This is a genomic window from Bizionia myxarmorum (assembly GCF_008086205.1).
Lineage (GTDB): Bacteria > Bacteroidota > Bacteroidia > Flavobacteriales > Flavobacteriaceae > Algorimicrobium > Algorimicrobium myxarmorum.
The window spans coordinates 1,293,769-1,318,651 of sequence record NZ_VSKK01000001.1 but is presented as its reverse complement, the minus strand read 5'-3'; the positions used below and the strand labels follow the sequence as shown (position 1 = coordinate 1,318,651).

Sequence of the window (24,883 nt, the reverse complement as noted above, 5' to 3'; positions counted from 1 at the left end):
AATAAAGCCTTCTCTACGGAAGGCTTTATTTTTATGAAATATTGAAAATCGTCGTCTTTTTTTATCATATTCATAAAAAATTTAACAATTACACAGGCTATAGCTATTAAGACTGATATAATACTTAATTTAGCCGTTGCCCACTAACATCAATGCAACTCTATGGCAATAAGAATTACAGGAACGGGAAGTTATATACCCAACAGTATTGCACGGAATGATGACTTCAAAAAGCATGAATTCCTTAATAGCGATGGATCTACTTTAAACCAAAACAATGAAATTATCATTGAAAAATTTAAAGCAATTACCGGAATTGGTGAACGTCGCTATGCAGATAATGATTTAAACACATCCGATTTAGGTTTTTTTGCCGCTCAAAAAGCAATTGCAGACGCCCATATTGATCCTGAAACACTAGATTATATTATTGTTGGTCATAATTATGGCGATGTCAATCACAATCACGAACAGAGTGATACGGTTCCAAGTATTGGATCGCGTATCAAACATCTTTTAGGCATTAAAAACCCTAAATGCGTGGCTTTCGATCTTCTTTTTGGTTGTCCAGGTTGGAACGAAGGTCTTATTCATGCCAACGCTTTTATTAAAGCCGGAATTGCAAAAAAATGTTTGGTTATTGGGACCGAAGCTTTATCGCGCGTCATTGATAAGCATGATAGAGATTCCATGATTTATAGTGATGGCGCTGGAGCTGTTATTTTAGAAGAAACAGATCAAGCAGGCGGCATTATTTCTCATGAAAGTGCAACCTATGCTTTGGATGAAGCGCATTTTATATTTTTTGGAGCCACTAATAATACGGCCAGTGCAGATCAGCGTCGTTATATAAAAATGTACGGCCGAAAAATTTATGAATTTGCTTTAAAAAATGTGCCATTAGCCATGAAATCCTGTTTGGAAAAAAGTGGATACGGTATTACAGATTTAAAGAAAATTTTAATTCATCAAGCTAACGAGAAAATGGATGAAGCCATTGTACAACGTTTCTACAAGCTTTATAATATGGAAATGCCTGCTAATATTATGCCTATGACCATTAATAAACTAGGAAATTCTAGTGTGGCGACCATTCCAACCTTATTAGATTTAATTTTAAAAGGCAAATTGAAAGGGCATTCCATCAACGAAGGTGATGTAATTATGTTTGCTAGCGTTGGTGCCGGAATGAATATTAATGCTATCGTTTATAAATATTAAATAGCTTTCTTTTTTTAAAGTTTCAATGAGCTTATTGCTTGGCAGAAAATGTTATGTACGAAAAGACTTATCCAAATAAACGCTTTAAACACACAGCTGAATTTCTTCAAAAACACATTTCTACTAATTCTGAAATTTTAGATTTAGGTGTTGAAAATCCGTTTACACCTATAATGAAAGGTTTGGGGTATCGCGTAAGCAATACGTCTGGTGAAGATTTAGATTTGGATAAAAATACTATTGAAAATTCCACAGCAGATGTTGTGACAGCTTTTGAAATTTTCGAACATCTATTAGCACCGATGAGCGTTTTGCAAAGTATAAAAGCGACAAAACTAGTAGCGAGTATTCCTTTACGTCTATGGTTTTCTCCTGCCTACAGAAGTAAAACTGATATGTGGGACCGTCATTATCATGAATTCGAAGATTGGCAATTTGATTGGCTTTTAGAAAAGGCTGGTTGGAAAATTATAGCTCGCGAGAAATGGACCAATCCAACCAAGAAAATAGGCATCAGACCTATTTTACGATGGTTTACACCAAGATATTACATAGTTTATGCGGAACGCATTTAGGGCTGAACATTAAGGCCCTCTTTCATCTTTGCAAATCAAGATTTCGTAATCATTTTATAGACGAATTGTTCTAAAATATCTTCTATCTTTTTAATGTGAAGTGCGATCTATAAGATCTATTTTCCCCTTCATACATATACTCCACAAAAAACCAATAATCACTTGTTGGCATTTGCTGTCCTCTGTAAATTCCATTCCAAACATTATTTTGAGGCGTCAAGGTTTTAAGAAGTTTTCCATACCTATCAAATATCTTTAGGTTATAATCGCAACCTTGAGAAGAAATAAATTCAACGGACCAAGAATCATTATAACCGTCATCATTGGGCGTGAAAACCTTTTTTACCTTGATACATTTTAAGTCATCCACTAAACACTGTAATTCTACAGGAGATAAATTTTCAGAACAACCGGTTGAAGTTTCTACTAATGTAAACTGATTATAAATTCCCGATTTTAATCCTGTTATGCTTAATTCTCCGTTGGCATTTGTAGTTAAGCTTACAGTTTGAACTGAACCATCATCAAAACTCACCGTGTATTCTGTATTGCCAGATAAACCTGCTATGGTTATGCTCCCATCGTCTGAACTGCAGTCTGATGGATTCACGGATGATATACTAGCATTAAAACCTGTAGAGATTAAAGTTATGTCACCAACAGTTCCAGAACATCCCGTTACTGAAGTTTGCACGATAATATCACTATAAATCCCTGGTGATAATTCGGATAAAACCAGTTCTCCATAAGCATCTGACAACAACATTACACTTTGTAAACTACCATTGTTATAACTTACTATGTATTCTAAATTTACTGACAAACGGGAAATGGTTATAATGCCATCATTCGCGCTGCAATCTGTGGGATTTACATGAGTAATACCGGCGTTTAAACCGGTTGATGTCAAGGTAATTTCACCTATATTGTATATACAACCGCTTCCTATTTCTTCTAAAACAATATCTCTATAAAAACCAGATAGCAAACCTGTAACAACAATTACGCCACTACTATTTGATGTTAAGGTCTGGGTTTGGGTTAAACCATTATTATAACTAACGGTGTATTGCATATTGGGCAGCAAGCCAGAAATAATTATACTACCGTTATTTGAACTACAATCAGTAGGTACAGTTAGCGATATAACAGGATTTATACCGGTGGCGATTAAAGTAATCTGGCCTAAATTAAAAGTGCAATCTGTGTGATCCACATCCACAATAATATCATTATAAATTCCTGGTGTTAAACCGGATAAAATGATGTCGCCATTTGCATTGGCAACTAAAGTTAATAGGTGATCTGACCCATCATTGTAACTTATGGTATGCTGTGTGTTGGCAGGAAAACCACTTATAGTTATAACACCGTCGTTAAAACCACAATCTGAAGGATCTTCAAAAGAGGATATGCTATAAGATATTTCACCTAAAGTTAAAATATAAACAGCTCCTTTTCTATACCCATTTTCACTGTCTCTATAAGATCCTATAGCCATTTTAAGATTATTCGGATCTTTCGTTAAAAAACTGACAGAGCCACCAAATAAAACATCATGTTCTAATTCTGCTGTAAAGCAATTTTCACGATATGTGTACATCCTATCTTCTGAAACCGTTCCATCAGCATTTAATTCAATTAAAAAGAAAGCACCTGTAGAAAGAGAGAAAAAAGTAGGATTCACTTGTTTCATAGCGCCTACAATTATCTCGATCTTTCCATCGTTATCAATATCAACAACACCAGCAATTGACTCCCCAAATAATGCATTGGGCGTAATTTCATGTGTTAATCCACCTTCTAAATTAGAAATCTTGGAATGACTTTTTACAGTTCCATCGGTATTTAAAAATAAAATATAAACGCTTCCAGAATTAATTAAAAGGTCATCATCTCTGCTACATCCAACAGCAATATCCACAACGCCGTCACCATCTAAATCGCCAATATTTGCAACGGAAGAGCCGAAGAAATCACCTAGCTCCAAATTCCCTGTAAAACCGCCTTCTACACTACTAATTTTCTGGGAACTATTGACCGTTAAATCAGTATTCATAAACAAAATCCAAACGGCTCCTGTATCTCTTCCACCGTCATGATCTTGATTTGAACCTACAGCTAAATCATCAACGCCATCACCATTAAGATCACCAATATTTTCTATATCAGCTCCAAAAATTGCTGAACCATTTATTATTCCATTAAAATTGCCTTCAATATCGCTAATCTTTACATGAGAATTTACAGTCCCATTCGTGCTTAAGGATAAAATCCATACGGCTCCGTGCATCAAGCCACCATCATTATCAAAATCAGCACCGACAGCCAACTCCTTTAGTCCATCATTGTTAACATCACCTAAATAGGAAACGGCGCCACCAAAACGATCGCCATCATTAATCTCTCCTGTAAAACCACCACTAATACTGCTGATTTTTGTATGAGAAAGTACGCTATCATCAGATTCTAAAAAAAGTATCCATACCGCACCTCTGTTATTGCCGCCATCATCATCAAAATAGGAGCCAACAGCCAAATCATTTACACCATTTCCATCCAAATCACCGATTTGTGTAATGGATACGCCAAAATTATCTTCATTATTTAAAGTACCCGAAAAACCACTATTAATTTCATTGATTTTTTGAAAATAACTGACACTATAGTTTTGAGAAAAGCTAAAATTGATGAAGAGTAAGAATGATATAAGCAAACAGGATTTTTGCATTGAAATTTTAATGTTTTTTAAAAATTAAATAAGCTAATTGAAAACATCCTTACCCGAAATGGAGTAAAATTATTCAGTCAGGTATTTCATTAGCTTCTATAAACATATGATTATTTGATTACTTAAACACATTGAAACCGAGTTTATTCTGTTTTAAAAGAATTAATTGACATGCATTTCTAATATATTTAGACCTATATGTTGTTTAAACTTTCTAATGAATTTTATTAGAATTAGAACAAACTAACTAATTGAACATTTCAATATTGAAAAAAAATTCAAAGCCTAAAAAACGAATTATGGCATTAGAATCTGTTACTTTGTATTAAAATTAAACTTTTGAACTATTATATTGTTATTCCTGCTCATAATGAAGCGGCTTTTATTGCTTCGACTTTAGAGTCTTTGGTTCATCAAACGTTACTACCCAAAAAACTGGTGGTTGTGAATGATAATTCTACTGATGATACTCAATCTATAGTGGCAGAATTCGCCTCAAAATATAACTATATAACCTTAATCAACTCAAAATCTTCAAATGAACATTTACCGGGCTCAAAAATTATTAATGCGTTTTATAAAGGCTTTGAAACATTCGATGCTAACTATGATGTGATTTGTAAGTTTGATGCCGATTTAATATTTCCAGAGAACTATTTAGAAACTTTAACACAACACTTTCAAAATAACGACAAACTCGGCATGGCTTCAGGATTTTGTTATATCGAAGATACTGGACAATGGAAATTGGAAAATCTGACTCGGAAAGATCATATTCGTGGCGCACTAAAAGCTTATAGAAAAGCATGTTTTTTAGAAATAGGGAAGTTGAAACCCGCTATGGGTTGGGATACTATTGACGAATTACTAGCTAAATTTTATAGTTGGGAAATTTTAACCGATGAAACGTTGCATGTAAAACATTTAAAACCCACTGGCAAAAGCTACAATAAAGCTTCAAAATATCTCCAGGGTGAAGCTATGTATAAAATGCGTTATGGGTTATTAATTACGTTCATTTCAGCTATAAAATTAGCTTATAAAAAAGGAAGTTTTACTTTATTTAAAGATTATGTAACTGGATATTTTAAGGCGAAAAACGAGGAAATAGAACCTTTAGTAAATGAAGAACAAGGTGCTTTTATTAGGAAACTTCGTTGGAAAGGAATGATTGGAAAATAAATATCAAAAAACAAAAAAGTCTACTTTACAGCAGACTTTTTTACTATAATTAATTTATAGATTTTAATACTTCACAAATTTAATATTTTGGATAGCACCAGAATTCATTTCTAGTTTCAAAATATAAACGCCTTGAGTGATTTTTGCTATATCAATTTTTTCTGATTTTATATCTTGAAGAGCATGCACTTCTTTTCCTTCCAAAGAATAGATATAAAGGCCTTTTACAGAACTTAAATCATCTAAACCCAACAATTGAAGCGTTTCGGTGTTCTTATCAAATAGCACTTTTACCGATTGATAATTTTCGAAGTCATCAACACCCAATGTTGCTTGTTGATATACAATAGAATATTGATTATTATAAGTTCCAGCTTGAAAAGCAATACTTGCATCACCTGCTTTTAAATCATAAAATCTATTCGTCTGATTATCTTTTAAATAAATAGCGGTGTCTTCTGGGAAATTTAAAGTCCTGTTCAATCCAATAATATAAGTTCCAGAAGTTGAAATCTTTATCGATAAGGCAATATCATCTTCCACATTAAGCTGTTGTAATCCTTGAATAACTAATAAATTATCTGCTGCATCCCACAACATGCTATCTGGATAATCACTTAAATCAATAGCGTCATAACCTTTGTCAAAGCCTTCGGAAGCATTTTCGTCATAACCTAGAGCTATTTCTCTCATACGTCCCGATGAGTCCGCAAAACTTAACCAAAATTTAGTTCTGCTATCGGTTTCACTGTTCACGTTACCATCTCTGAAGAAAATAGACTGATCCATTGATTCTTTGGCAAATACACGTTGCGTGTTATTAAATCGAATATCACTATTTTGAATAATGCTAACAAAAAACCCTTGACCTACAGCTATATTATTGGTTGGAGCTCCTTTGGTACTTGAACCTTCTGAACCTAATCCTGATGTAGCTTCTGTAGCAGCTGGAACGCTGCCTAATAAATTTAAAGTAGCGTAACCTCCTTGGTAATCTCTTAAAATATGGGTGTTATTGGTTTGAAATTGTTCATAGAAATACAAAGTTCCAGTTGTAACATCCAGATTATCTTGAATGAATTTATTAGCATTAAGAGCTGAAGGATAAGGATTTCCAATTAGAAAATCATTACCTGAGGTGGCTATATAGGAATAATCACCACTGTTTGCTGTACCAGAAAACACATATTCCTCCTCTGTTAAGCTAGGGGCTGAACCCGATCCTTTTAATGTGTAGCCAATTCCAGGCTCAATGTTAGTGGTTGTATTTATCCGAGCCCAGCCCATAATACCATTAGCTAATGTTACAGATGCGTTATATTTATATAACCAACGACTACTTAAAGTAACGGGATTGCTAGTTGGAATTTGTGATTGAGCGGGACTAAATAAAACGTTACTATTTTCTTGTTTTAAAAAACCAATTTGCCAAAAACCGTCCGTACTTACAGGCGAACTCCAATAATTATAATTATGTAAATTGGTTGTACCCTGTTGTCTTATTTTTAACTTTCCAGATCCTGAATTTATATTGGCTCCTTTATGGTTTTGAATAAGCTGAGCCTCTCCCAATAAATCAATTGTACCATTATTTACTATTCTATTTTGAACAGTAAGCTCTAAACCATCCGCAATATTTAAAGTTGCTCCAGTTTGAACTTCTATTTCACATACAAATGCATTTTCGTTCAAGGTTACTGCAGTGTTTTCTAAAATCACTAATGATTTATTCGAGTCTGAAACAGATGGCGCACCTACAACTCCCGAAGCATTGGTGAAATTTGTGCCATTCCATACGATTTTCTCATTTTTACGATAGCGTAATGTAAAATGACTGCCGTCATTCATAGTTACACCGCTTGCTGAAGCTATTCCACCTGAAACATTTAATTGATAAATTTGTTGCGGAATTTCAAAAAGATCAATGTATTGATTAGTAGTTCCCGTAGAATAATCAAAAGTATCGGCACCTATTACAAGTTCTAATGAATAACAACCTATTATTTCAGGAAAGCTTGATATTTCGAATGACATATCTACGGCTTGAAAATCTTTATGATCTTCACTTTTACTAACACGCCAAATAACATTTAGATGTTGATGATTTTGTAAGATTCCTGCACCATCTTGGGCCTGGATTTCAGTATTAAAATCATAAATAGAACTCATTATATTTTGCCCCCAGAAAAAATATTTATCATTGGTATCGCCTAGATTAAGTGGATTATTAACGCGTAAAATACCACTGCCTTGAGAATCTAAATGTGCGGCATCAGAAACTCTTGCTATACCCGCAACATGGTGATCAAAATTGCCCTGGACAATTTCATCTTGAGTATAAAAATTATTTAAAGTTAACGGTGTATTGTATTTAGCTGATAAATAGTTGTGTACAATGGTTCTTTCTGCTATGTTTAATTTATAATTAAAATGAATAATCTCGGCAAGTTCTTCTGTAGCATGTCTTCCATCACCAACATTTAACTGGCCAATAGTTAAAGGTGCCGTAGAAGCAAGAACACTTTCCGAGGTTTCTCTAGCTGTTCTTAAGAGGATTCCATTACGAGACATAGAACTTCTAGAAACTTCAGGTAATGAACCGTCAAAATCAAAACTTAATACATAAGTAGTATCGTTGGAGAAAACATAGTTTGAGTCATAGCGATCATTTGCGTCCGTGATGTCATTTGTTAGCTTGTTATTATAAAAGAAAAAAGTATAAGCAAATTGATTATTTGAAGTGTTATAACCGTTTCTTTTAGATACCATGGCTTGCACTACTTGAGTTTTAGCAAGTCCTTTGGGTTTAACTACAGTAAAATAATTTATGGAAGTAGTCCCGTCTAAAATATTAGCATCTTTTACGCGCAACCAATCGTTACTTCCATCAAAATCTATAGAAGGATAATTATTGAAAGAAGATTCGCTGATAAATTTAGGTGATTGTTCCGATACTGTTTGGTTAGCATGATTCTCATTTCCAGAGGCATCTTGCCAGATAGCAACTCCTTGTCCATCAACTAAATTTAAGTCGTCTGCTTTTAACCATAAACCATTTGTAGAGCTGTTTCCAACGCCTCCTGGGCCAGTTTGCGCAAAAATTGGGTAGATAAAAAAATAAATTGCAAAAATTAATAATGTTTGTAGGTGTTTTGTCATGTTAAATTTGGGTAAATTTTATGTGCAAAAATACCTATAAACTAACATTTAAAAATAGCTTTTGTAGGAATTTAGCTGAAGCGCAGAAAACAACGTTATGTATAGCACAAATTTGAAATATATGTTGAAAAATGAGGTTAAATTCTAGATACTCATAAAATATCAATGGATTCAAGTCCTTACGTCAAAAAATAAAGGATTATGGTTTAGCCTTTTCTATTTGAACTTTACAACATAAATACTTTCCAACCACAATTTTTAAAGTGACGCGTTTCAGCATAAAAAAAGCAATAGTAAATTCTTAATCTTTCGATAAAAATCTACTATTGCTTATTGTAAACTGCTCAAAATAATACTACATAAAAACGCAGAAAGGCGTTTATCCAGATTTATACTTATAAAGATTTTATTTCAGGCTCGCTAAACTACTTTTTAAAGTCTCAATTTTAGCTAAAGCATCTGCCTCTTTGTTACGTTCGTTGGTAATTACTTGTTCTGGAGCTCCAGCTACAAAACGCTCATTGGATAATTTTTTCTGAACGGATTTTAAAAAACCTTCGGTGTATTTTAATTCTTCCTCAAGTTTAATAATTTCCTCTTCCACATTAATGGCGCCAGCTATTGGAATAAAATACTCATTGGACTTAACGCGAAAGGTTAAGGCACCATCAACGGCCCCAGCCACATATTCTATGGCTTCTAAATTTCCTAATTTTATAATAACGGAATCTAAAGATTTAGAAACCGCATCATTATTAATTACGGAAAAACCAACAGCATCTTTAAAAGGAATATTTTTATCCTTACGAATATGACGAATACCTGAAACCACATCCTGCATAAAAGCAAATTCAGAAATTACTTCAGAATTTACTGCTTTTTGCTTTGGCCAAGCGGTTACAATTAAAGCATTCTCTGGTTTACGTTCTTCCATGAATTGCCAGATTTCTTCAGTCAAGAATGGCATAAATGGATGTAGTATTTTTAAAATATTTTCAAACTGATCTATAACCTCTTGAAGCGTTTTAGCATCTATAGGTTGTTGGTAAGCTGGTTTTACAATTTCCAATAACCAAGATGCAAAATCGTCCCAAATAAGTTTGTACGTTGCCATTAAGGCATCAGATAATCGGTATTTACTGAAATGATCTTCAATTTCGACTAATGTTTCTTGAAATTTAGCATCAAACCATTGTAAAGCAATCTTGCTAGATTCGGGTTGTTCAATAGTTTCGCTTACTTCCCAGCCTTTTATTAAACGGAAGGCATTCCATATTTTATTAGCAAAACCTTTTCCTTGTTGACAAAGTGCTTCATCAAACATTAAATCGTTTCCGGCGGCTGAACTTAATAATAAACCAACACGCACACCATCAGCACCATAATCTTCAATCAATTTTAAGGCATCTGGTGAATTCCCTAACGATTTACTCATTTTCCGGCGTTCTTTATCACGAACTAATCCCGTTAAATAAACATTGTTGAAAGGTTTTTCTCCTTTATATTCGTACCCAGCAATAATCATACGGGCTACCCAAAAGAAAAGAATATCTGGACCTGTTACTAAATCGTTGGTAGGATAATAGTATTTTATTTCCTCGTTTTCAGGATTTCTAATGCCATCAAAAACACTCATTGGCCATAACCAAGATGAGAACCACGTATCTAAAGCATCCTTATCTTGACGTAAATCGTTGGCTGTTAATTGTTGGTTATTGGTTTTTTCTTTGGCTTTTTCTAAAGCTAATTCACTAGTTTCTGCTACTACAAAATCTTCTTTTCCGTCGCCGTAGAAATATGCTGGAATTTGCTGTCCCCATAATAATTGTCTAGAAATATTCCAATCACGAATATTCTCCATCCAATGTCTGTAGGTGTTTTCAAACTTTTTAGGAAATAGTTTTATTTCAGCATCTTCACCTAAAACAGCCTCAATAGCTGGTTTAACTAAATCTTCCATTTTTAGAAACCACTGATCCGATAGTCTTGGTTCAATGACGGCTTTGGTGCGTTCCGAAGTTCCAACCTTATTTAAATGTTGTTCGGTCTTGATTAAGGTATTACTTTCTGTCAGTTCTTTTACAATTTCTTTTCGAACCACAAAACGATCTTTTCCTTCATAATGCAATCCGAAGCTATTCAACGACGCATCATCATTAAAAATATCAATGACTTCTAAACTATGTTTATCTCCTAAATTCTTATCGTTTTCATCATGAGCCGGTGTTACTTTTAAACAGCCTGTTCCAAATTCAACATCTACGTACTCATCCTCAATAATAGGAATAACGCGATTGCAAATTGGCACAATAGCTTTCTTACCTTTTAAATGCGTAAAACGTTCATCATTTGGGTTGATACAAATAGCAGTATCACCAAAAATAGTTTCAGGACGTGTGGTTGCAATGGTTAACGTTTCATCACTTCCTTCTATTTTATATTCTAGATAATATAAGTTTCCTTGTTGTTCAACATGTATAACTTCCTCGTCAGACAAGGTTGTCTTTGCTTCAGGATCCCAGTTGACCATGCGAAAACCACGATAAATTAAACCTTTGTTATATAAATCTACAAAAACTTTAATTACCGATTCAGACATATCGTCATCCATGGTAAATTTGGTTCTATCCCAATCACATGAGCAGCCTAATTTTTTAAGCTGTTCTAAAATTACGCCTCCATATTCATGAGTCCAATCCCAGGCATGTGCTAAAAACTCATCACGTGTCAGGTCATTTTTATCAATTCCTTGTTCCTTTAATTTAGCCACTACTTTTGCCTCTGTTGCAATTGACGCATGATCCGTTCCCGGAACCCAACAGGCATTTTTTCCTTGTAAACGCGCTCGACGAATCAATACATCTTGAATGGTATTGTTAAGCATATGACCCATATGGAGCACGCCAGTTACGTTAGGCGGCGGTATTACAATAGTATATGGTTCTCTATGATCGGGCTTGGAATGAAAATAATTATGTTTCATCCAGTAATCATACCATTTACTTTCTACTTGACTTGCATCATATTTTGATGGAATTTGCATACTTTGGAATAGTTTTTGAAATATAACATACAAAAGTACTTATATTTCTTTTTTCATTAAAATTATAAGGCGTGATAATGTAGAACATTTTAAGTTTAACATATAAAAATCGCTGTTATACATCTAATAATTTTGTATAATATTGAAAAAGTGAGTAAGTTTACAACCATATTAAACATATAAATTATGAAAAATTTAATTACAATTCTATTTGTTGGGCTTATCAGCTTTGCGGTAAATGCCCAAGAAAAAGTTGCAAAAATCGAATTTAAAGAAACAACAATCGACTATGGCGTTATAGAAAAAGGCGCTGATGGTGTTCGTGTTTTTGAGTTTACAAACACAGGTGATGCACCTCTAATTATTTCAGATGTAAAGTCGAGCTGTGGCTGTACGGTTCCAAAAAAACCAGAAGGTCCTATTGCTCCAGGAGCAAAAGGTGAGATTTCTGTAAAATATGATACGAACCGCGTTATGCCTATTCGTAAAACTATTACAGTTCTTTCCAATGCAGATACGCCAACTGTTGCGTTAAAAATTAAAGGTGATGTAATTGATCCTTCAAAATCTAGCGTTTTAGAGAAGAAAACTACAAGTGTTATGAATCAATAATATGCGATTCAATCATTTATAAACAAACAAGCCTTGAGAAATCAAGGCTGTTTTTGTTTTAGTAAATCTTTTAGATGAAATTCGTACAGAAATATTTTTTCGTTCCTTTCAATCTTTATACTTATTTTTTTTCCTTCACGTCCTTTAAATAAATGAATAACTTCCTGAAGTTTATATTTATTAACGTCCGTGCCATTTATTTCCAAAATAACGTCTCCCAATTGTAGGCCCACTAATTTGGCAGGACTATTAGGCCTTAGATTAACAATTTCAAATGCTGGAGCTGTTTCTAAACGAAAATCATCTTCTAAACTTTTATTCGAAATGTGTCTGGTTATATCTACGCTTTTACCAAAAATTAAGCGACCATTATCTAAAGTATATTGATAGTTTTTTACAATTCGAACACCACGATGCTCAATATCAATACCACTTTTATTGTAGCTAAATTCTCCATGAAAATTACTATTTTTCTTTAGGATAATATAAGATTCTTGATAATTGAATACAACGTGAAATCGCTTTAAAATTTCAGCTCCAATGGTGCCGTTCCTATCTTTTATTTTTTTTAATGTTTCAATTGATTCACCTGTGGGAAAAGCAACTAAAGATTCATATATAACAAATGACGCTATCGTTAAAGATTCCAGTTTAGAGCGCTTACCATAAAGACTACCGCTTAAACCGTGTCCTAAAAAATCATCAAAATAATTAGCGGTTGAAACAATTTCTTGAGAAGCATCTTCAAATAGCCAAAGGGCATCGCTTGCGCCTGTATCCAATAACATTTTTACAGGAATTTGTTTGTTTTCCATGGTAATTTCAGCCAAGATATAAGGTTTCGAATTATGAAAACTTAAGGGTAATTTTTCACAGCTTCTGCATAATTTATCGGAGTAGTTTTCAGGTGAAGTTAGTTTGATATATTTTGATCGATAGTTTATTTCAACCACAAAATCCTTAAACACATCATGACCAATAATGCCGTGAATAGGGATTCCTAATTTAGGCGTATAATCCAAATTACCATTAAAAATGGCAAAAATAGTTTGCTGCTGCTTTTCAGCATTCCCTATTGTAATTTTGTTGTTCTTGGACTTAATGGCTTCTAAAAGAGAACCCTCTCCCAAACCCTTTAAAAATATGATTTCATTTGTTTCTGAATTTAAAACTTCTAAACCATTCAGGTTATCAAATAAAATGGGCTTGGTAACGCCGCTATCCAGAATAAATGATAGCTCCATATCATTGATAACAATAGGAATTATTATGAGATTATTAATTAACTGAAAATTAATTTTATCGGAAGTTTTGCCATTTGTAAATTGAAACGATTGCTCCTGCGCTTGTGTATTAAAACAAACTAAGAGTGTTAAAAGAATAAAAACAAGTTTAGAGCGTTTCATCTGTTACCCATCCAAAGACGTATTAAATTACAATAAATTCCTGATAATTGTATAATTACAACGTCTTTTTAACAATGAAATCAATATAATTTTCAGAACTTCGCGCCTTTAATACTATAAGCTCATGCCAAAAATATCTCAAAAGGGGGCAGCTATGCCACAATCGCCTATTAGAAAGCTAGTTCCATTTGCGGAAGCAGCCTACAAAAAAGGGAAGACGGTTTACCATTTAAATATTGGACAACCTGACATTAAGACGCCAGAAATTGCTCTGGATGCCGTTAAAATTAATTCATTAGAAATTTTAGCCTATACTAGATCTGAAGGTTCAGATGAATATAGAGCCAAAATTGCTAATTATTATAGCCAACACGACATTAGCGTAACCAAGGAAGACATTATTGTAACAACTGGTGGTAGTGAGGCCTTATTATTTGCTTTTGGAAGTATTATGGATGTTGGTGATGAAGTTATTATCCCAGAACCATTTTATGCCAATTATAACGGATTTTCAACTGCATCTGGCGTAAATATTGTGCCAGTTATTTCTAAAATTGAGGACAATTTTGCATTACCTCCTATTGAAGAATTCGAAAAATTGATTACGCCTAAAACGAAAGCAATTTTAATTTGCAACCCAGGAAATCCAACAGGATATTTATATACTAGAGAAGAAATTAAAAAGTTAGCTGAAATAGTTATCAAACATGATTTATTTCTAATTGCTGATGAAGTGTATCGTGAATTCGCCTATGATGGCATCACGCATTACTCCATCATGCAGGAAGAAGGTTTGGAAGAACATGCTATTATGATAGATTCCGTCTCTAAACGTTACAGCATGTGTGGCGCTAGAATTGGTTGTTTAGTTTCAAAAAATAAAGAGGTTATGTCTACGGTTTTAAAATTTGCGCAAGCACGTTTAAGCCCACCAACTTTAGCTCAAATTGCGAGTGAAGCTGCTTTGCAAACGCCTCAAAGTTATTTTGACGATGTGAAAACAGAATATGTTGCCCGTCGCGATATATTAATTCAAGAATTAGAGAAAATTGAAGGTGTCAAAGTTGCCAAACCAAAAGGCGCATTTTATTGTATTGTAGAATTACCTATTAAAAACTCGGATGTTTTTGCCCAGTGGTTATTGGAAGATTTTGATGTGGATGGTGAAACAGTAATGGTTGCTCCAGCTGCTGGTTTTTATTCAACGCCTGGCGTAGGATTAAACCAAATTAGAATTGCCTATGTTTTACAAAAAGAGAGTTTAGTAAAAGCGGTCCACATTTTAAAAGAAGCCTTAAAAGTGTATAAAGATTAGTGCAAATCTTAAAAAACATATCATTAAAACCATATAACACCTTTGGTATTGATGCAACTGCGAAACATTTTATTTCGGTTAGCAGTTTAGCAGCTTTACAAAAGGTGTTGGCTTTACCAGACTATTTAGAAAAATTTATTTTAGGTGGCGGCAGTAATATGCTACTCACGAAAAATTTAGAGGCTCTGGTTATTCATTTGAATATTAAAGGTATTTCGGTTGTTTCTGAAACTGAAAATACCGTAAATATTAAAGCCCATGCTGGTGAAAATTGGCATGAATTTGTTTTATGGTGCTTGGAACATGATTTTGGTGGATTAGAAAACTTATCCCTAATTCCCGGCAATGTTGGAACGGCACCCATTCAAAATATAGGTGCTTATGGCATTGAATTAAAAGATAGTTTTGTGTCTTGTGAAGCTTTAGAAATTTCCACCGGAACTATTAAAACCTTTGATAAAACAGCTTGCCAATTCGATTATAGAAATTCTATTTTTAAACAAGAAGCAAAAGGTCACTATGTAATTTTTAGCGTCACGTTTCAACTCACTAAAAATAATCACGAATTACATACCAATTACGGTGCTATTTCGAATCAATTAGAGGAAATGAGCATTAAGAATCCAACTATTCAAGATATTTCAAAAGCTGTTATTGCTATAAGACAAAGCAAATTACCAGATCCCAAAGAAATTGGAAATAGCGGAAGCTTTTTTAAAAACCCCGTTATTTCTTCAGAAGCATACAGTATTCTAAAATCACAGTTTCCTGATGTACCTGGTTATGTTATTTCGGAAACAGAAGTAAAAGTACCGACAGGCTGGCTTATTGAAAAAGCCGGATTTAAAGGCAAGCGTTTTGGTGATTATGGCGTTCATAAAAAACAAGCACTTGTTCTGGTTAATTATGGCAACGCTAAAGGATCGGATATTTTAAAGCTTTCAGAGTTAATTCAGCATACCATTCAACGCCTGTTTAATATTCAAATTGAAGCCGAGGTAAATATCCTTTAATTGGCTAAAATTCTATAACTTTGGCCCTTGTTGCTAACAAAAACTAACAAACTATAACGTCATCTAATTAATATTTTGAGTACACCAATAGAAGAAGAAATAGTTGGCTTATTAAAACAAGGCGACAAAAGAGCCATTTCATTATTATATGAAAACTATGGTGATGCCCTTTTTGGCGTCATATCCAAAGTGCTCACCGATTCGGATTTAGCACAAGATGCTTTACAGGAAACCTTCATTAAAGTTTGGAAGAAAGGAAAATCTTACGATTCTAAAAAAGCTAAACTATTTACTTGGCTATATAGAATTGCCTATAACACAGCCATTGACAAAGTCCGCTCCTACAATAATAAAACGGGGAAGGAAATCCAAATGGACGCTTCAAACGTATATACATTAACAGGTGATAGTTTAAACCAGGACACGCTAGATATTCAAAAGCATTTAAGTTCTATTGATGAAAAATATCAGATTGTTATCCATGCACTCTTCTTTGAGGGCATGACACAACAAGAAGCTAGTGATGAGTTGGACATTCCTCTTGGCACTATAAAATCAAGATTAAAAATTGGATTGCGTGAGTTGAAGAAGATTTACGACCCAGAAACAAAACAGTCATGAATGATAAAATAACTACATTTTTAAATTCTGACCTACTAGAAAAGTATCTTTTAGGCCAAACGACTTCAGAGCAAACTGACATGGTAGAAATTTACCTTGCAGAATATCCAGAAGTAGAGCGCGCTTATAACAACATGCAGAATCAATTAGAATTGGTTTCACAAACGCAGGCTGTTAAAGCACCTCAAGCTGTCCTTAACTCCATTTTGGATAAGCTTGATGAGGAAACACCGGTTTATTCAATGCCTAAACCAAGATCTCGTAAAAGACGTTTTCAATTAAGCATTGCTGCTAGTGTTGTTGCCATTATGTTTGCCGGTACATCTTATATATTCTTTCAGCAAAATCAATTATTAAAAATTGAAAATCAGAAAATTGCTGATGAAATTTATGACAGGTTAGATGATTTGGATAATAAGAACAGACGTTTAGATGAAATTATGCGTCAGATGAAACAATTAAACAATCCAGAAACCGAGAAATATATTATAAATGGTAACAATCGTGCTAAAAACCTAAAAACAGTTGCTTACATAAATCCTAAAGATAAAACATCCATGATTGATGTGGTTTCTTTACCGCGATTACCAGAAGAGCAGTGTTACCAAATTTGGGCTGAATTAGAAGACAAAATGGTGAATTTAGGTATCCTAAATGAATCTGATAGAGAATTAAAATCTATCCCTTATACTGAAGATGCACTTGCATTAAGTATCACTATAGAACAAAGAGGTAGTAAAATGACTGCAAATAAAGAAAATTCTGTTGCAGAAATTACACTAAATAAATAACACTTTTTTACCATAATATTTGACCTCGGTTTTCTTTGATAATCGAGGTCTTATTATTTACGAAATTCCGTATCTTTGCAAAAACAAATTTTATGAAACTCTTTTTAATAACATTAGTATTGCTAGGGATTGCCGTAGCAGGAATTGCCATTAAATTATGGGCAAAAAAAGACGGAAAATTTGCTGGTACTTGTGCAAGCCAAAATCCTATGTTGAATACAACAGGTGAATCATGTGGTTTCTGCGGGAAATTACCAGAGCAATTTGAAAACTGTAACGAACCTCAACACTCGTAAATTTAATGCTCATATTAGACATTCTCTACTATGTGTTTATCATAGTAGCGAGTTTTCAGGTTGCCTATTATTTGATCTTTTTTAGTCAATTTGCTTTTCAAAAAGAAACGGTACCCGTTCCTAAAAACATTCCGATTTCCGTTATAATATGTGCTAAAAACGAAGAAGAAAACTTAAAAGAATTTCTACCTTCAGTAATTAGTCAAAATTACCCCAATTTTGAAATTGTTTTAATTAACGATGCTTCTTATGACTATTCATTGGAAGTTATGGAAGATTTTGCTTTTAAACATTCCAATATTAAAATAGTAAACGTTAGAAATAATGAAGCCTTTTGGGCCAATAAAAAATACGCACTAACTTTAGGCATCAAGGCTGCAACGCATAACCATTTATTATTTACAGATGCCGACTGCAAACCTATTTCAAGCAATTGGATTTCTCAAATGAGTGCTCATTTTAGTTCTGAAAAACATATTGTTTTAGGTTATGGTGGCTACTTTAAAATTAAAAAATCTTTACTCAATAAATTAATTCGTTTTGAAACCTTATTTACCGCCATGCAGTATTTATCGTTTGCTAAAATCGGAATGCCTTATATGGGTGTTGGCCGAAATTTAGCTTATACTAAAGACGATTTTTTTAAAGCTAGCGGTTTCATGAAACATATGCATATTCGCTCTGGCGACGATGACTTGTTTATCAATGAAATTGCAACAGCTACTAATACCAGTGTTTGCGTATCTAAAGATAGTTTTACTATTTCGCATCCTGAAACAACCTTTAAGTCTTGGGTAAATCAGAAAAAACGTCACGTTACAACGGCCAATCATTATAAACCAGTTCATAAAGTTCTTTTAGGTTTATTTTACGCGTCACAATTATTATTCTGGCTTTCTGGAATTATTCTTTTAAGCTTTTTATTTTATTGGGAAGTTATCTTGTGTTTTCTGCTTTTGCGCTTTATCAGTCAATTTATAATTGTAACATACACAGCCAAAAAATTAGACGAGCAAGACCTCTTGCCACTACTTCCTTTTTTAGAATTCTTTTTAATTATTTTTCAATTGACTATATTTATATCCAACCTCGTATCAAAACCTAAACATTGGAAATAAATCAAGCTATTGAACGTGCCAAAAGCAATGACCAAAAAGCCTTTAATTTTTTATTGGATACCTTTTGGGACTATGTCTATGGCTTCCAATTAAAACGGGTTAAAAACGAAAATGATGCCGAGGATATTACCATCCAAACGTTTTCAAAAGCTTTTGATAAAATAGATACTTACAAAAGTGACTATAATTTTAAAACTTGGTTGATTACTATTTCCAAGAATATTCACATTGATTTAGTGCGGAAACAAAAGAACTCCATTTCCCAAAATATTACGATTCGAGATGACGAGAACTATCAAGATATTTTAGATGATTCACCTTCACCAGCTGATAAATTAATTTCTGAACAAAATTTAGCAAATTTACTTCGCGACATTAAAAAATTGAAACCACATTACCAGGAAGTCATCAATTTAAGATATTTTCAAGAGTTGAGTTACAAAGAAATTTCAACAGAAATAGACGAACCCATTAACAACGTGAAAGTTAAGTTGCTTCGCGCCAAGAAATTACTCGCAGAAATCATTCATTCTAGCCCATCTTAAGTCTATTTTACTTAATAGGACTTTAACGGAATCCATATATTTTTTCCATAATACTTTGTATCTTTGCAAAGCAAATTTTAGTATATGAAAATAGAAACAGCTCCAAGTATTTTACCTGAAAGACAAGCCAAACCTAAATGGCTGCGTGTAAAATTGCCGACCGGTAAAAAATATACCGAATTGCGCACCTTGGTTGACAAATACAGTTTAAATACAATTTGCACCTCTGGAAGTTGCCCAAATATGGGAGAATGCTGGGGAGAAGGTACCGCAACATTCATGATTTTAGGAAATGTTTGTACACGTTCTTGCGGCTTTTGTGGCGTTAAAACCGGTAGACCAGAAACGGTAGATTGGGATGAACCTGAAAAAGTAGCACGTTCTATTAAACTCATGCAAATTAAACATGCCGTTTTAACCAGTGTAGATCGTGATGATTTAAAAGATATGGGAAGTATTATGTGGGCAGAAACTGTACAATCTGTGAGACGTATGAATCCTGATACAACTTTAGAAACGCTTATTCCTGATTTTCAAGGTATAGAACAACATATTGATAGAATTATTGCTGTTGCGCCAGAAGTGGTTTCTCATAATATTGAAACCGTACGTCGTTTAACGCGTGAGGTCCGCATTCAAGCTAAATATGATCGTAGTTTAGGGGTTTTAAAATATTTAAAATCGCAAGGACAACGCAGAACTAAATCGGGCATTATGCTTGGTTTAGGTGAAAAGCGCGAGGAAGTAATTGAAACACTTCACGATTTAAGAGCGCATGATGTGGATGTAGTAACCATTGGTCAATATCTACAACCTAGTAAAAAACACTTACCTGTTCAAAGTTTTGTAACTCCAGATCAGTTTGAAGAATACAGAGAAATTGGATTAGATTTAGGCTTCAGACATGTGGAAAGTAGTGCGCTGGTTCGTTCTTCTTATAAAGCACAAAAACATATTAATTAATGATTCGAATAGGCATTAACGGTTTCGGCCGAATTGGCAGACGTGTTTTCAGACTATTGCATAATCATCCACTTTTAGAAGTGGTGGCCATAAATGATTTAGCCGATTCTAGAACCTTGAGTCATTTATTAAAATACGATAGTATTCATGGTATTTTTCATGAAGAAATCTCCTATGACGAAGACCATATTTTGGTTAACGATCAGAAAATAAGTTTATCCCATCATAATTCTCCAGAAAATATTAACTGGAAAACGTCTAATGTGGATTATGTAATTGAAGCCACCGGTAAATTTAAAACAACCGAAGCTTTACAACATCATCTGGAAAATGGTGCCAAACGCGTTATTTTAAGTGTTCCTCCAGAAGATGATGCCATCAAAACTATTGTAATGGGCATCAATGAATCTAGTTTGGATGGAACTGAAACTATAATATCAAATGCGTCTTGTACCACCAACAATGCCGCACCCATGATGGATGTTATTAATAAGTTATGCGGCATAAAACAGGCTTATATTACAACCGTTCATTCTTACACTACAGACCAAAGTTTGCATGACCAACCACATCGTGATTTACGTCGTGCGCGTGCAGCTGGACAATCTATTGTACCAACTACAACCGGTGCTGCAAAAGCTTTAACACGTATTTTCCCTGAACTTTCTGATGTTATCGGTGGTTGCGGAATTCGCGTTCCTGTTGCAAATGGTTCCTTAACTGATATTACCTTTAACGTTGAAAAAGCGGTCAGTATTGAAGCTATTAACACGGCTTTTAAAACAGCTTCTGAAGGGTATTTAAAAAATGTGCTCGCTTATACAGAAGACCCGATTGTCTCCATAGATATCGTAGGAAATCCCAATTCTTGTGTTTTCGATTCAGAAATGACCTCGGTTATTGGAAACATGGTTAAAATTATTGGCTGGTATGATAACGAAACGGCCTACTCCCAAAGAATCATTGATTTAATTTGCTTTTTGTCGGCAAAAAAATAACTTTTATCTGCCAAATAATTATATTTGTTTATAATAGTTAAGCTGAAATGTCCCAGAAATATAAATATATAGGTGCTTTATTAATGCTGTTAAGTTTTAGCCTTTCAGCTCAAAATGAAATTAATGAAGATCATGAGACTATTCAGATTAACATTGACTACAAAATAAATCAGGCGCAACAGGATATTGAAAGCAGCAACTATTTTGAGGCCCAAAAAAAAACTGGAAATAGCTTTAGCACTTGCTGAAAAAATAAGCACCAAAAAAAGTATCGGAATTATTTATGCCAAACTTGGTAAACTCCAATACATTATTGAAGAACCAGACGCTGCACTTGTAAGTTTATTTAGAGCTAATGAAATTCAACGCATTATTAAAGATGATGTTAACCGAGCCGAGACTTACAAAATTATTGGTAATGTTTACAGCAGTAAAAAAGATTACAGGCAAGCTCTAGATTATTACGTATCCGCCAACACGCTTTTTGCACAAGAAGGTTTAGACGATTTTGTAGCAGAAGTTCTTCTTAATGAAGGTAAAACACTCCTTAAATTAAATGATTATGATAAAGCCAACAAGCAATTGGAAAAATCCATTAGCTTGTCAAAACGCTACGATTTAGATAAAATTAGAAGTAGTGCCATGATCCATAATGGATTAGCTTTAACAAATTTAGGTAATGATAAAGAAGGATTACGCTACACAATGGATGGTGTTAAACTAGCGAAAGATTATAAATTTCATACTATTTTAAGCAATGGCTATTTAATTTTAAGCGAATTAAATGAAAAAAATGGCGATTATCAAGCTTCAGCCGATTACTTAAGAAAACACATGAATTTATCTGATTCTTTGCTTCAGGTTAAACGTGATAACCTTTCGCCAGAGAAACGCGTTAAAATCTTATTGAATAATCAAACTGAATTTCAAAAGGAACAAGCCGCGAATTTAGAGGAAAAAATCAAAGAAAATAATTTAAGTAAGCTAACTACTATTTTAAGTATAGCCTTAATTACTATTTTATCCTTACTAACATTATCACTTTACAAAAACAATAATATTCGTTTAAAAACCAACAATATGCTTCACATTAAAAATAGTGAACTGATTGTTGCCATGGAAAAAGCTGAATTAGCATCTAAAACAAAAGCTAATTTCCTATCTACTGTAACTCATGAATTACGAACACCGCTCTACGCTGTTACAGGATTAACAAATATGTTATTGGATGAAGATCCAAAACCCAACCAAGTTCAACATTTAAAGTCACTTAAATTTTCGGGAGAATATTTGCTAACCTTTATTAATGATATTCTTCAAATAAATAAAATTGAAGCGAGTAAAGTCGATATTGAACCAGAAAATTTCAACCTTAAAAAGAAAATGACCAATGTTATCGCGGCTCTTAATAATTCAGCCAATGATAATAATACCAAATTGCATTTAGAATATGACAGTGATATTCCTGAAACTTATAATGCAGATCAACTTAAAATTTCGCAAATCTTGATCAATTTAATAGGTAACTCCATCAAGTTTACAAAAGATGGAAATATTTGGATTCGTGCTAAAAAACTGAATCAAGATGGTGATAATTACACCATCCGTTTTGAAGTTGAGGATAATGGAATTGGCATTAGTAAGGAGAAACAGGAGCGTTTGTTTGAAAGTTTTTCTCAAGGATCTATTCAAATTAACCGTAAATATGGTGGAACCGGTTTAGGCTTATCTATTGTGAAAGGTTTAATTGATATTTTAAAAGGAAATATTTATCTAAAAAGTGAATTAGGCAAAGGCTCTAAATTTACGTTTGAAGTTCCTATGAAATATTCTGAACCTGTTGCTAAACCTAAAAAGATTGAATATTTCAGTAATATAGCGGATATAGATTTAGACAATATTAAAATTTTGGTTGTTGAGGATAACAAGATTAATCAAATGATTACTAAAAAGATCCTGAACAAAATGAAGCTTAATTGCGACATCGTTGATAATGGTGAAGAAGCCGTTGAAAAAGCCCGGAACGAAAATTACGATGTGATTTTAATGGATATTCATATGCCAGGAATCAGCGGACTTGAAGCGACTAGACTTATCAGGGAATTCAATAAAGACTTGACTATTTTTGCTTTAACGGCCGTGACTATTGAAGATAAAATGCATGAATTTGATGAAGCTGGTTTTACAGATATTATTTCGAAACCATTTAAACAAGAGGATTTTGAGAAAAAACTGTACGAAGCATTAATTGATAATGGCGAAACTAAAACAGTTTAAACCTCTGTATTTACATAGTTCAATATAGAAGTATTAAAAACTTCTTCCTCGTGAACAACTGCTTTAATAGGTAGATAAAACAAATTAGCATTCAGACTTTGAAAAGTTTTTAAACGCATAAAGTCTTTTTCCGTGGTAAGCAACAAACCTTTTTCCTCTAGTTTATTGATATCAGAATCCGTAAAAACGTGATGATCTGGGAAATTTAAATGTTCAAACTCTAATCCTTTATTTTTCAAATACGCAACCAACGGATTTGCATTAGCAATACCTGTAATCAGAGTAAAAGATTCTAAATCCATCAAACTTCTTGATTCATTTTCTGAAAAAACAAGATCAGAATACCCAATAGAACTAAAGAATACCTGTTGAAATGTTTCAGGTTTCAACTTTGAAATAATCTGTTCTTTTTCAGACGTTGAAATTTCTTCAGGACATTTAGTAACTACAATTATTTGAGCACGTTTAGCGCCTTGTTTTGGTTCGCGCAGATTGCCAGTAGGCAAAACCCAATCATCTGTATATAATTCGTGATAGGTGGTGAGTAAAATATTAAATCCCGCGCTAACTTTCCGATGTTGAAAAGCATCATCCAATAAAATAACATCTGGCTTTTTGCTTAAACCCATTAAGTTTTCAATACCTCGTTGGCGGTTGGAATCAACTGAAACTTGAATTTCGTTATGGTATTTATTATAAAACTGAAAAGGTTCATCCCCTAACGTTTTCGCATTATCAGAATCATTGGCCAGTCTAAAACCATCTGTTTCTCTTTTATAACCGCGGCTTAAGGTTGCTATTTGATAGGAGTTTTTAAGACGTTCAATTAAAAACTCAATCATAGGTGACTTTCCGGTGCCGCCCGTACTTAAATTACCAACGCAAATAATGGCTTGATTGTAAGATTTGCTCTTAAAAATTCCCCAATCGTAAAACCGATTTCGCAACCACGTTACCAAATAGTAAATGGGAACAATAGGAACTAATATTTTTCGCAGAAGCTTCATAACAACGAAA

19 protein-coding genes are annotated in these 24,883 nt (G+C 33.6%); 14 read left to right on the top strand and 5 right to left on the bottom strand.

Annotated features, from left to right (window positions below; translation table 11 throughout):
- Positions 1 to 162 precede the first annotated feature (162 nt).
- Positions 163 to 1,221, top strand: coding sequence for a 3-oxoacyl-ACP synthase III family protein (locus tag ES674_RS05935; RefSeq protein WP_148403048.1), 1,059 nt, complete (start codon positions 163 to 165; stop codon positions 1,219 to 1,221).
- Between the two features lie 53 nt (positions 1,222 to 1,274).
- Positions 1,275 to 1,796, top strand: a complete 522-nt coding sequence (locus ES674_RS05930) for a class I SAM-dependent methyltransferase (protein WP_148403047.1) — start codon at positions 1,275 to 1,277, stop codon at positions 1,794 to 1,796.
- A gap of 82 nt (positions 1,797 to 1,878) precedes the next feature.
- On the opposite strand, the gene ES674_RS05925 is transcribed toward ES674_RS05930, so the two are convergent.
- Complete coding sequence (locus ES674_RS05925; RefSeq protein ID WP_148403046.1) at positions 1,879 to 4,527, bottom strand: T9SS type B sorting domain-containing protein; 2,649 nt, start codon at positions 4,525 to 4,527, stop codon at positions 1,879 to 1,881.
- Between the two features lie 339 nt (positions 4,528 to 4,866).
- Between ES674_RS05925 and ES674_RS05920 the strand changes: the two genes are divergently transcribed.
- Complete coding sequence (locus tag ES674_RS05920; protein ID WP_148403045.1) at positions 4,867 to 5,709, top strand: glycosyltransferase family 2 protein; 843 nt, start codon at positions 4,867 to 4,869, stop codon at positions 5,707 to 5,709.
- A 63-nt stretch (positions 5,710 to 5,772) separates the two neighbouring features.
- On the opposite strand, the gene ES674_RS05915 is transcribed toward ES674_RS05920, so the two are convergent.
- On the bottom strand, positions 5,773 to 8,868 hold the full coding sequence (locus tag ES674_RS05915; protein ID WP_148403044.1) for a T9SS type A sorting domain-containing protein: 3,096 nt from the start codon (positions 8,866 to 8,868) through the stop codon (positions 5,773 to 5,775).
- Between the two features lie 406 nt (positions 8,869 to 9,274).
- Positions 9,275 to 11,911: a valine--tRNA ligase gene (locus tag ES674_RS05910; protein WP_148403043.1), complete on the bottom strand. Its 2,637-nt coding sequence runs from the start codon at positions 11,909 to 11,911 to the stop codon at positions 9,275 to 9,277.
- 186 nt (positions 11,912 to 12,097) lie between these two features.
- On the opposite strand from ES674_RS05910, the gene ES674_RS05905 reads away from it, so the two are divergent.
- On the top strand, positions 12,098 to 12,523 hold the full coding sequence (locus ES674_RS05905) for a DUF1573 domain-containing protein (protein ID WP_148403042.1): 426 nt from the start codon (positions 12,098 to 12,100) through the stop codon (positions 12,521 to 12,523).
- Positions 12,524 to 12,564: 41 nt separating this feature from the next.
- Here the strand turns inward: ES674_RS05905 and ES674_RS05900 are convergent, their stop codons facing one another.
- Positions 12,565 to 13,929: a PDZ domain-containing protein gene (locus ES674_RS05900; RefSeq protein ID WP_148403041.1), complete on the bottom strand. Its 1,365-nt coding sequence runs from the start codon at positions 13,927 to 13,929 to the stop codon at positions 12,565 to 12,567.
- A gap of 124 nt (positions 13,930 to 14,053) precedes the next feature.
- Between ES674_RS05900 and ES674_RS05895 the strand changes: the two genes are divergently transcribed.
- The 10 genes from ES674_RS05895 to ES674_RS05850 all read left to right on the top strand — a co-directional run bounded on the left by ES674_RS05895 (position 14,054) and on the right by ES674_RS05850 (position 23,866).
- Positions 14,054 to 15,244 carry a pyridoxal phosphate-dependent aminotransferase gene (locus ES674_RS05895; RefSeq protein ID WP_148403040.1) on the top strand — a complete coding sequence of 397 codons (1,191 nt, stop codon included), beginning with the start codon at positions 14,054 to 14,056 and terminating at the stop codon, positions 15,242 to 15,244.
- Positions 15,244 to 16,257, top strand: a complete 1,014-nt coding sequence (gene murB, locus ES674_RS05890) for a UDP-N-acetylmuramate dehydrogenase (protein WP_148403039.1) — start codon at positions 15,244 to 15,246, stop codon at positions 16,255 to 16,257. Before ES674_RS05895 ends, murB begins: the two co-directional genes overlap by 1 nt.
- A 75-nt stretch (positions 16,258 to 16,332) precedes the next feature.
- On the top strand, positions 16,333 to 16,878 hold the full coding sequence (locus tag ES674_RS05885) for an RNA polymerase sigma factor (protein ID WP_148403038.1): 546 nt from the start codon (positions 16,333 to 16,335) through the stop codon (positions 16,876 to 16,878).
- Positions 16,875 to 17,669, top strand: a complete 795-nt coding sequence (locus ES674_RS05880; protein ID WP_148403037.1) for an anti-sigma factor domain-containing protein — start codon at positions 16,875 to 16,877, stop codon at positions 17,667 to 17,669. The genes ES674_RS05885 and ES674_RS05880 overlap by 4 nt, the downstream gene beginning before the upstream one ends.
- Before the next feature lie 92 nt (positions 17,670 to 17,761).
- Entirely contained in the window at positions 17,762 to 17,965 is a 204-nt protein-coding gene (locus ES674_RS05875) for a membrane or secreted protein (protein WP_148403036.1), read from the top strand.
- A gap of 5 nt (positions 17,966 to 17,970) precedes the next feature.
- Positions 17,971 to 19,083 (top strand): glycosyltransferase, encoded by a 1,113-nt coding sequence (locus ES674_RS05870; protein WP_148403035.1) that lies wholly within the window; start codon positions 17,971 to 17,973, stop codon positions 19,081 to 19,083.
- Positions 19,074 to 19,628, top strand: coding sequence for an RNA polymerase sigma factor (locus ES674_RS05865; protein WP_148403034.1), 555 nt, complete (start codon positions 19,074 to 19,076; stop codon positions 19,626 to 19,628). The genes ES674_RS05870 and ES674_RS05865 overlap by 10 nt, the downstream gene beginning before the upstream one ends.
- 84 nt (positions 19,629 to 19,712) lie before the next feature.
- The gene (gene lipA / locus ES674_RS05860; protein ID WP_148403033.1) at positions 19,713 to 20,591 is read left to right on the top strand and encodes a lipoyl synthase; all 879 of its coding nucleotides are present in this window, start codon (positions 19,713 to 19,715) and stop codon (positions 20,589 to 20,591) included.
- The gene (gap, locus tag ES674_RS05855; protein WP_148403032.1) at positions 20,591 to 21,589 is read left to right on the top strand and encodes a type I glyceraldehyde-3-phosphate dehydrogenase; all 999 of its coding nucleotides are present in this window, start codon (positions 20,591 to 20,593) and stop codon (positions 21,587 to 21,589) included. Before lipA ends, gap begins: the two co-directional genes overlap by 1 nt.
- A gap of 204 nt (positions 21,590 to 21,793) precedes the next feature.
- A complete protein-coding gene (locus ES674_RS05850; protein ID WP_246125979.1) occupies positions 21,794 to 23,866 on the top strand; it encodes a tetratricopeptide repeat-containing hybrid sensor histidine kinase/response regulator in 2,073 nt (690 codons plus the stop codon).
- On the opposite strand, the gene lpxK is transcribed toward ES674_RS05850, so the two are convergent.
- Positions 23,863 to 24,873 (bottom strand): tetraacyldisaccharide 4'-kinase, encoded by a 1,011-nt coding sequence (lpxK, locus tag ES674_RS05845; protein ID WP_148403031.1) that lies wholly within the window; start codon positions 24,871 to 24,873, stop codon positions 23,863 to 23,865. The genes ES674_RS05850 and lpxK overlap by 4 nt on opposite strands.
- Between the last annotated feature and the right edge of the window lie 10 nt (positions 24,874 to 24,883).

Coding starts and splice junctions, on each gene's coding strand:
- ES674_RS05935 (WP_148403048.1), top strand. CDS start 163: ATGGCAATAAGAATTACAGGAACGGGAAGTTATATACCCAACAGTATT.
- ES674_RS05910 (WP_148403043.1), bottom strand. CDS start 11,911: ATGCAAATTCCATCAAAATATGATGCAAGTCAAGTAGAAAGTAAATGG.
- lipA (WP_148403033.1), top strand. CDS start 19,713: ATGAAAATAGAAACAGCTCCAAGTATTTTACCTGAAAGACAAGCCAAA.
- lpxK (WP_148403031.1), bottom strand. CDS start 24,873: ATGAAGCTTCTGCGAAAAATATTAGTTCCTATTGTTCCCATTTACTAT.
- ES674_RS05900 (WP_148403041.1), bottom strand. CDS start 13,929: ATGAAACGCTCTAAACTTGTTTTTATTCTTTTAACACTCTTAGTTTGT.
- ES674_RS05905 (WP_148403042.1), top strand. CDS start 12,098: ATGAAAAATTTAATTACAATTCTATTTGTTGGGCTTATCAGCTTTGCG.
- gap (WP_148403032.1), top strand. CDS start 20,591: ATGATTCGAATAGGCATTAACGGTTTCGGCCGAATTGGCAGACGTGTT.
- ES674_RS05870 (WP_148403035.1), top strand. CDS start 17,971: ATGCTCATATTAGACATTCTCTACTATGTGTTTATCATAGTAGCGAGT.
- ES674_RS05930 (WP_148403047.1), top strand. CDS start 1,275: ATGTACGAAAAGACTTATCCAAATAAACGCTTTAAACACACAGCTGAA.
- ES674_RS05875 (WP_148403036.1), top strand. CDS start 17,762: ATGAAACTCTTTTTAATAACATTAGTATTGCTAGGGATTGCCGTAGCA.
- ES674_RS05895 (WP_148403040.1), top strand. CDS start 14,054: ATGCCAAAAATATCTCAAAAGGGGGCAGCTATGCCACAATCGCCTATT.
- ES674_RS05925 (WP_148403046.1), bottom strand. CDS start 4,527: ATGCAAAAATCCTGTTTGCTTATATCATTCTTACTCTTCATCAATTTT.
- ES674_RS05880 (WP_148403037.1), top strand. CDS start 16,875: ATGAATGATAAAATAACTACATTTTTAAATTCTGACCTACTAGAAAAG.
- ES674_RS05915 (WP_148403044.1), bottom strand. CDS start 8,868: ATGACAAAACACCTACAAACATTATTAATTTTTGCAATTTATTTTTTT.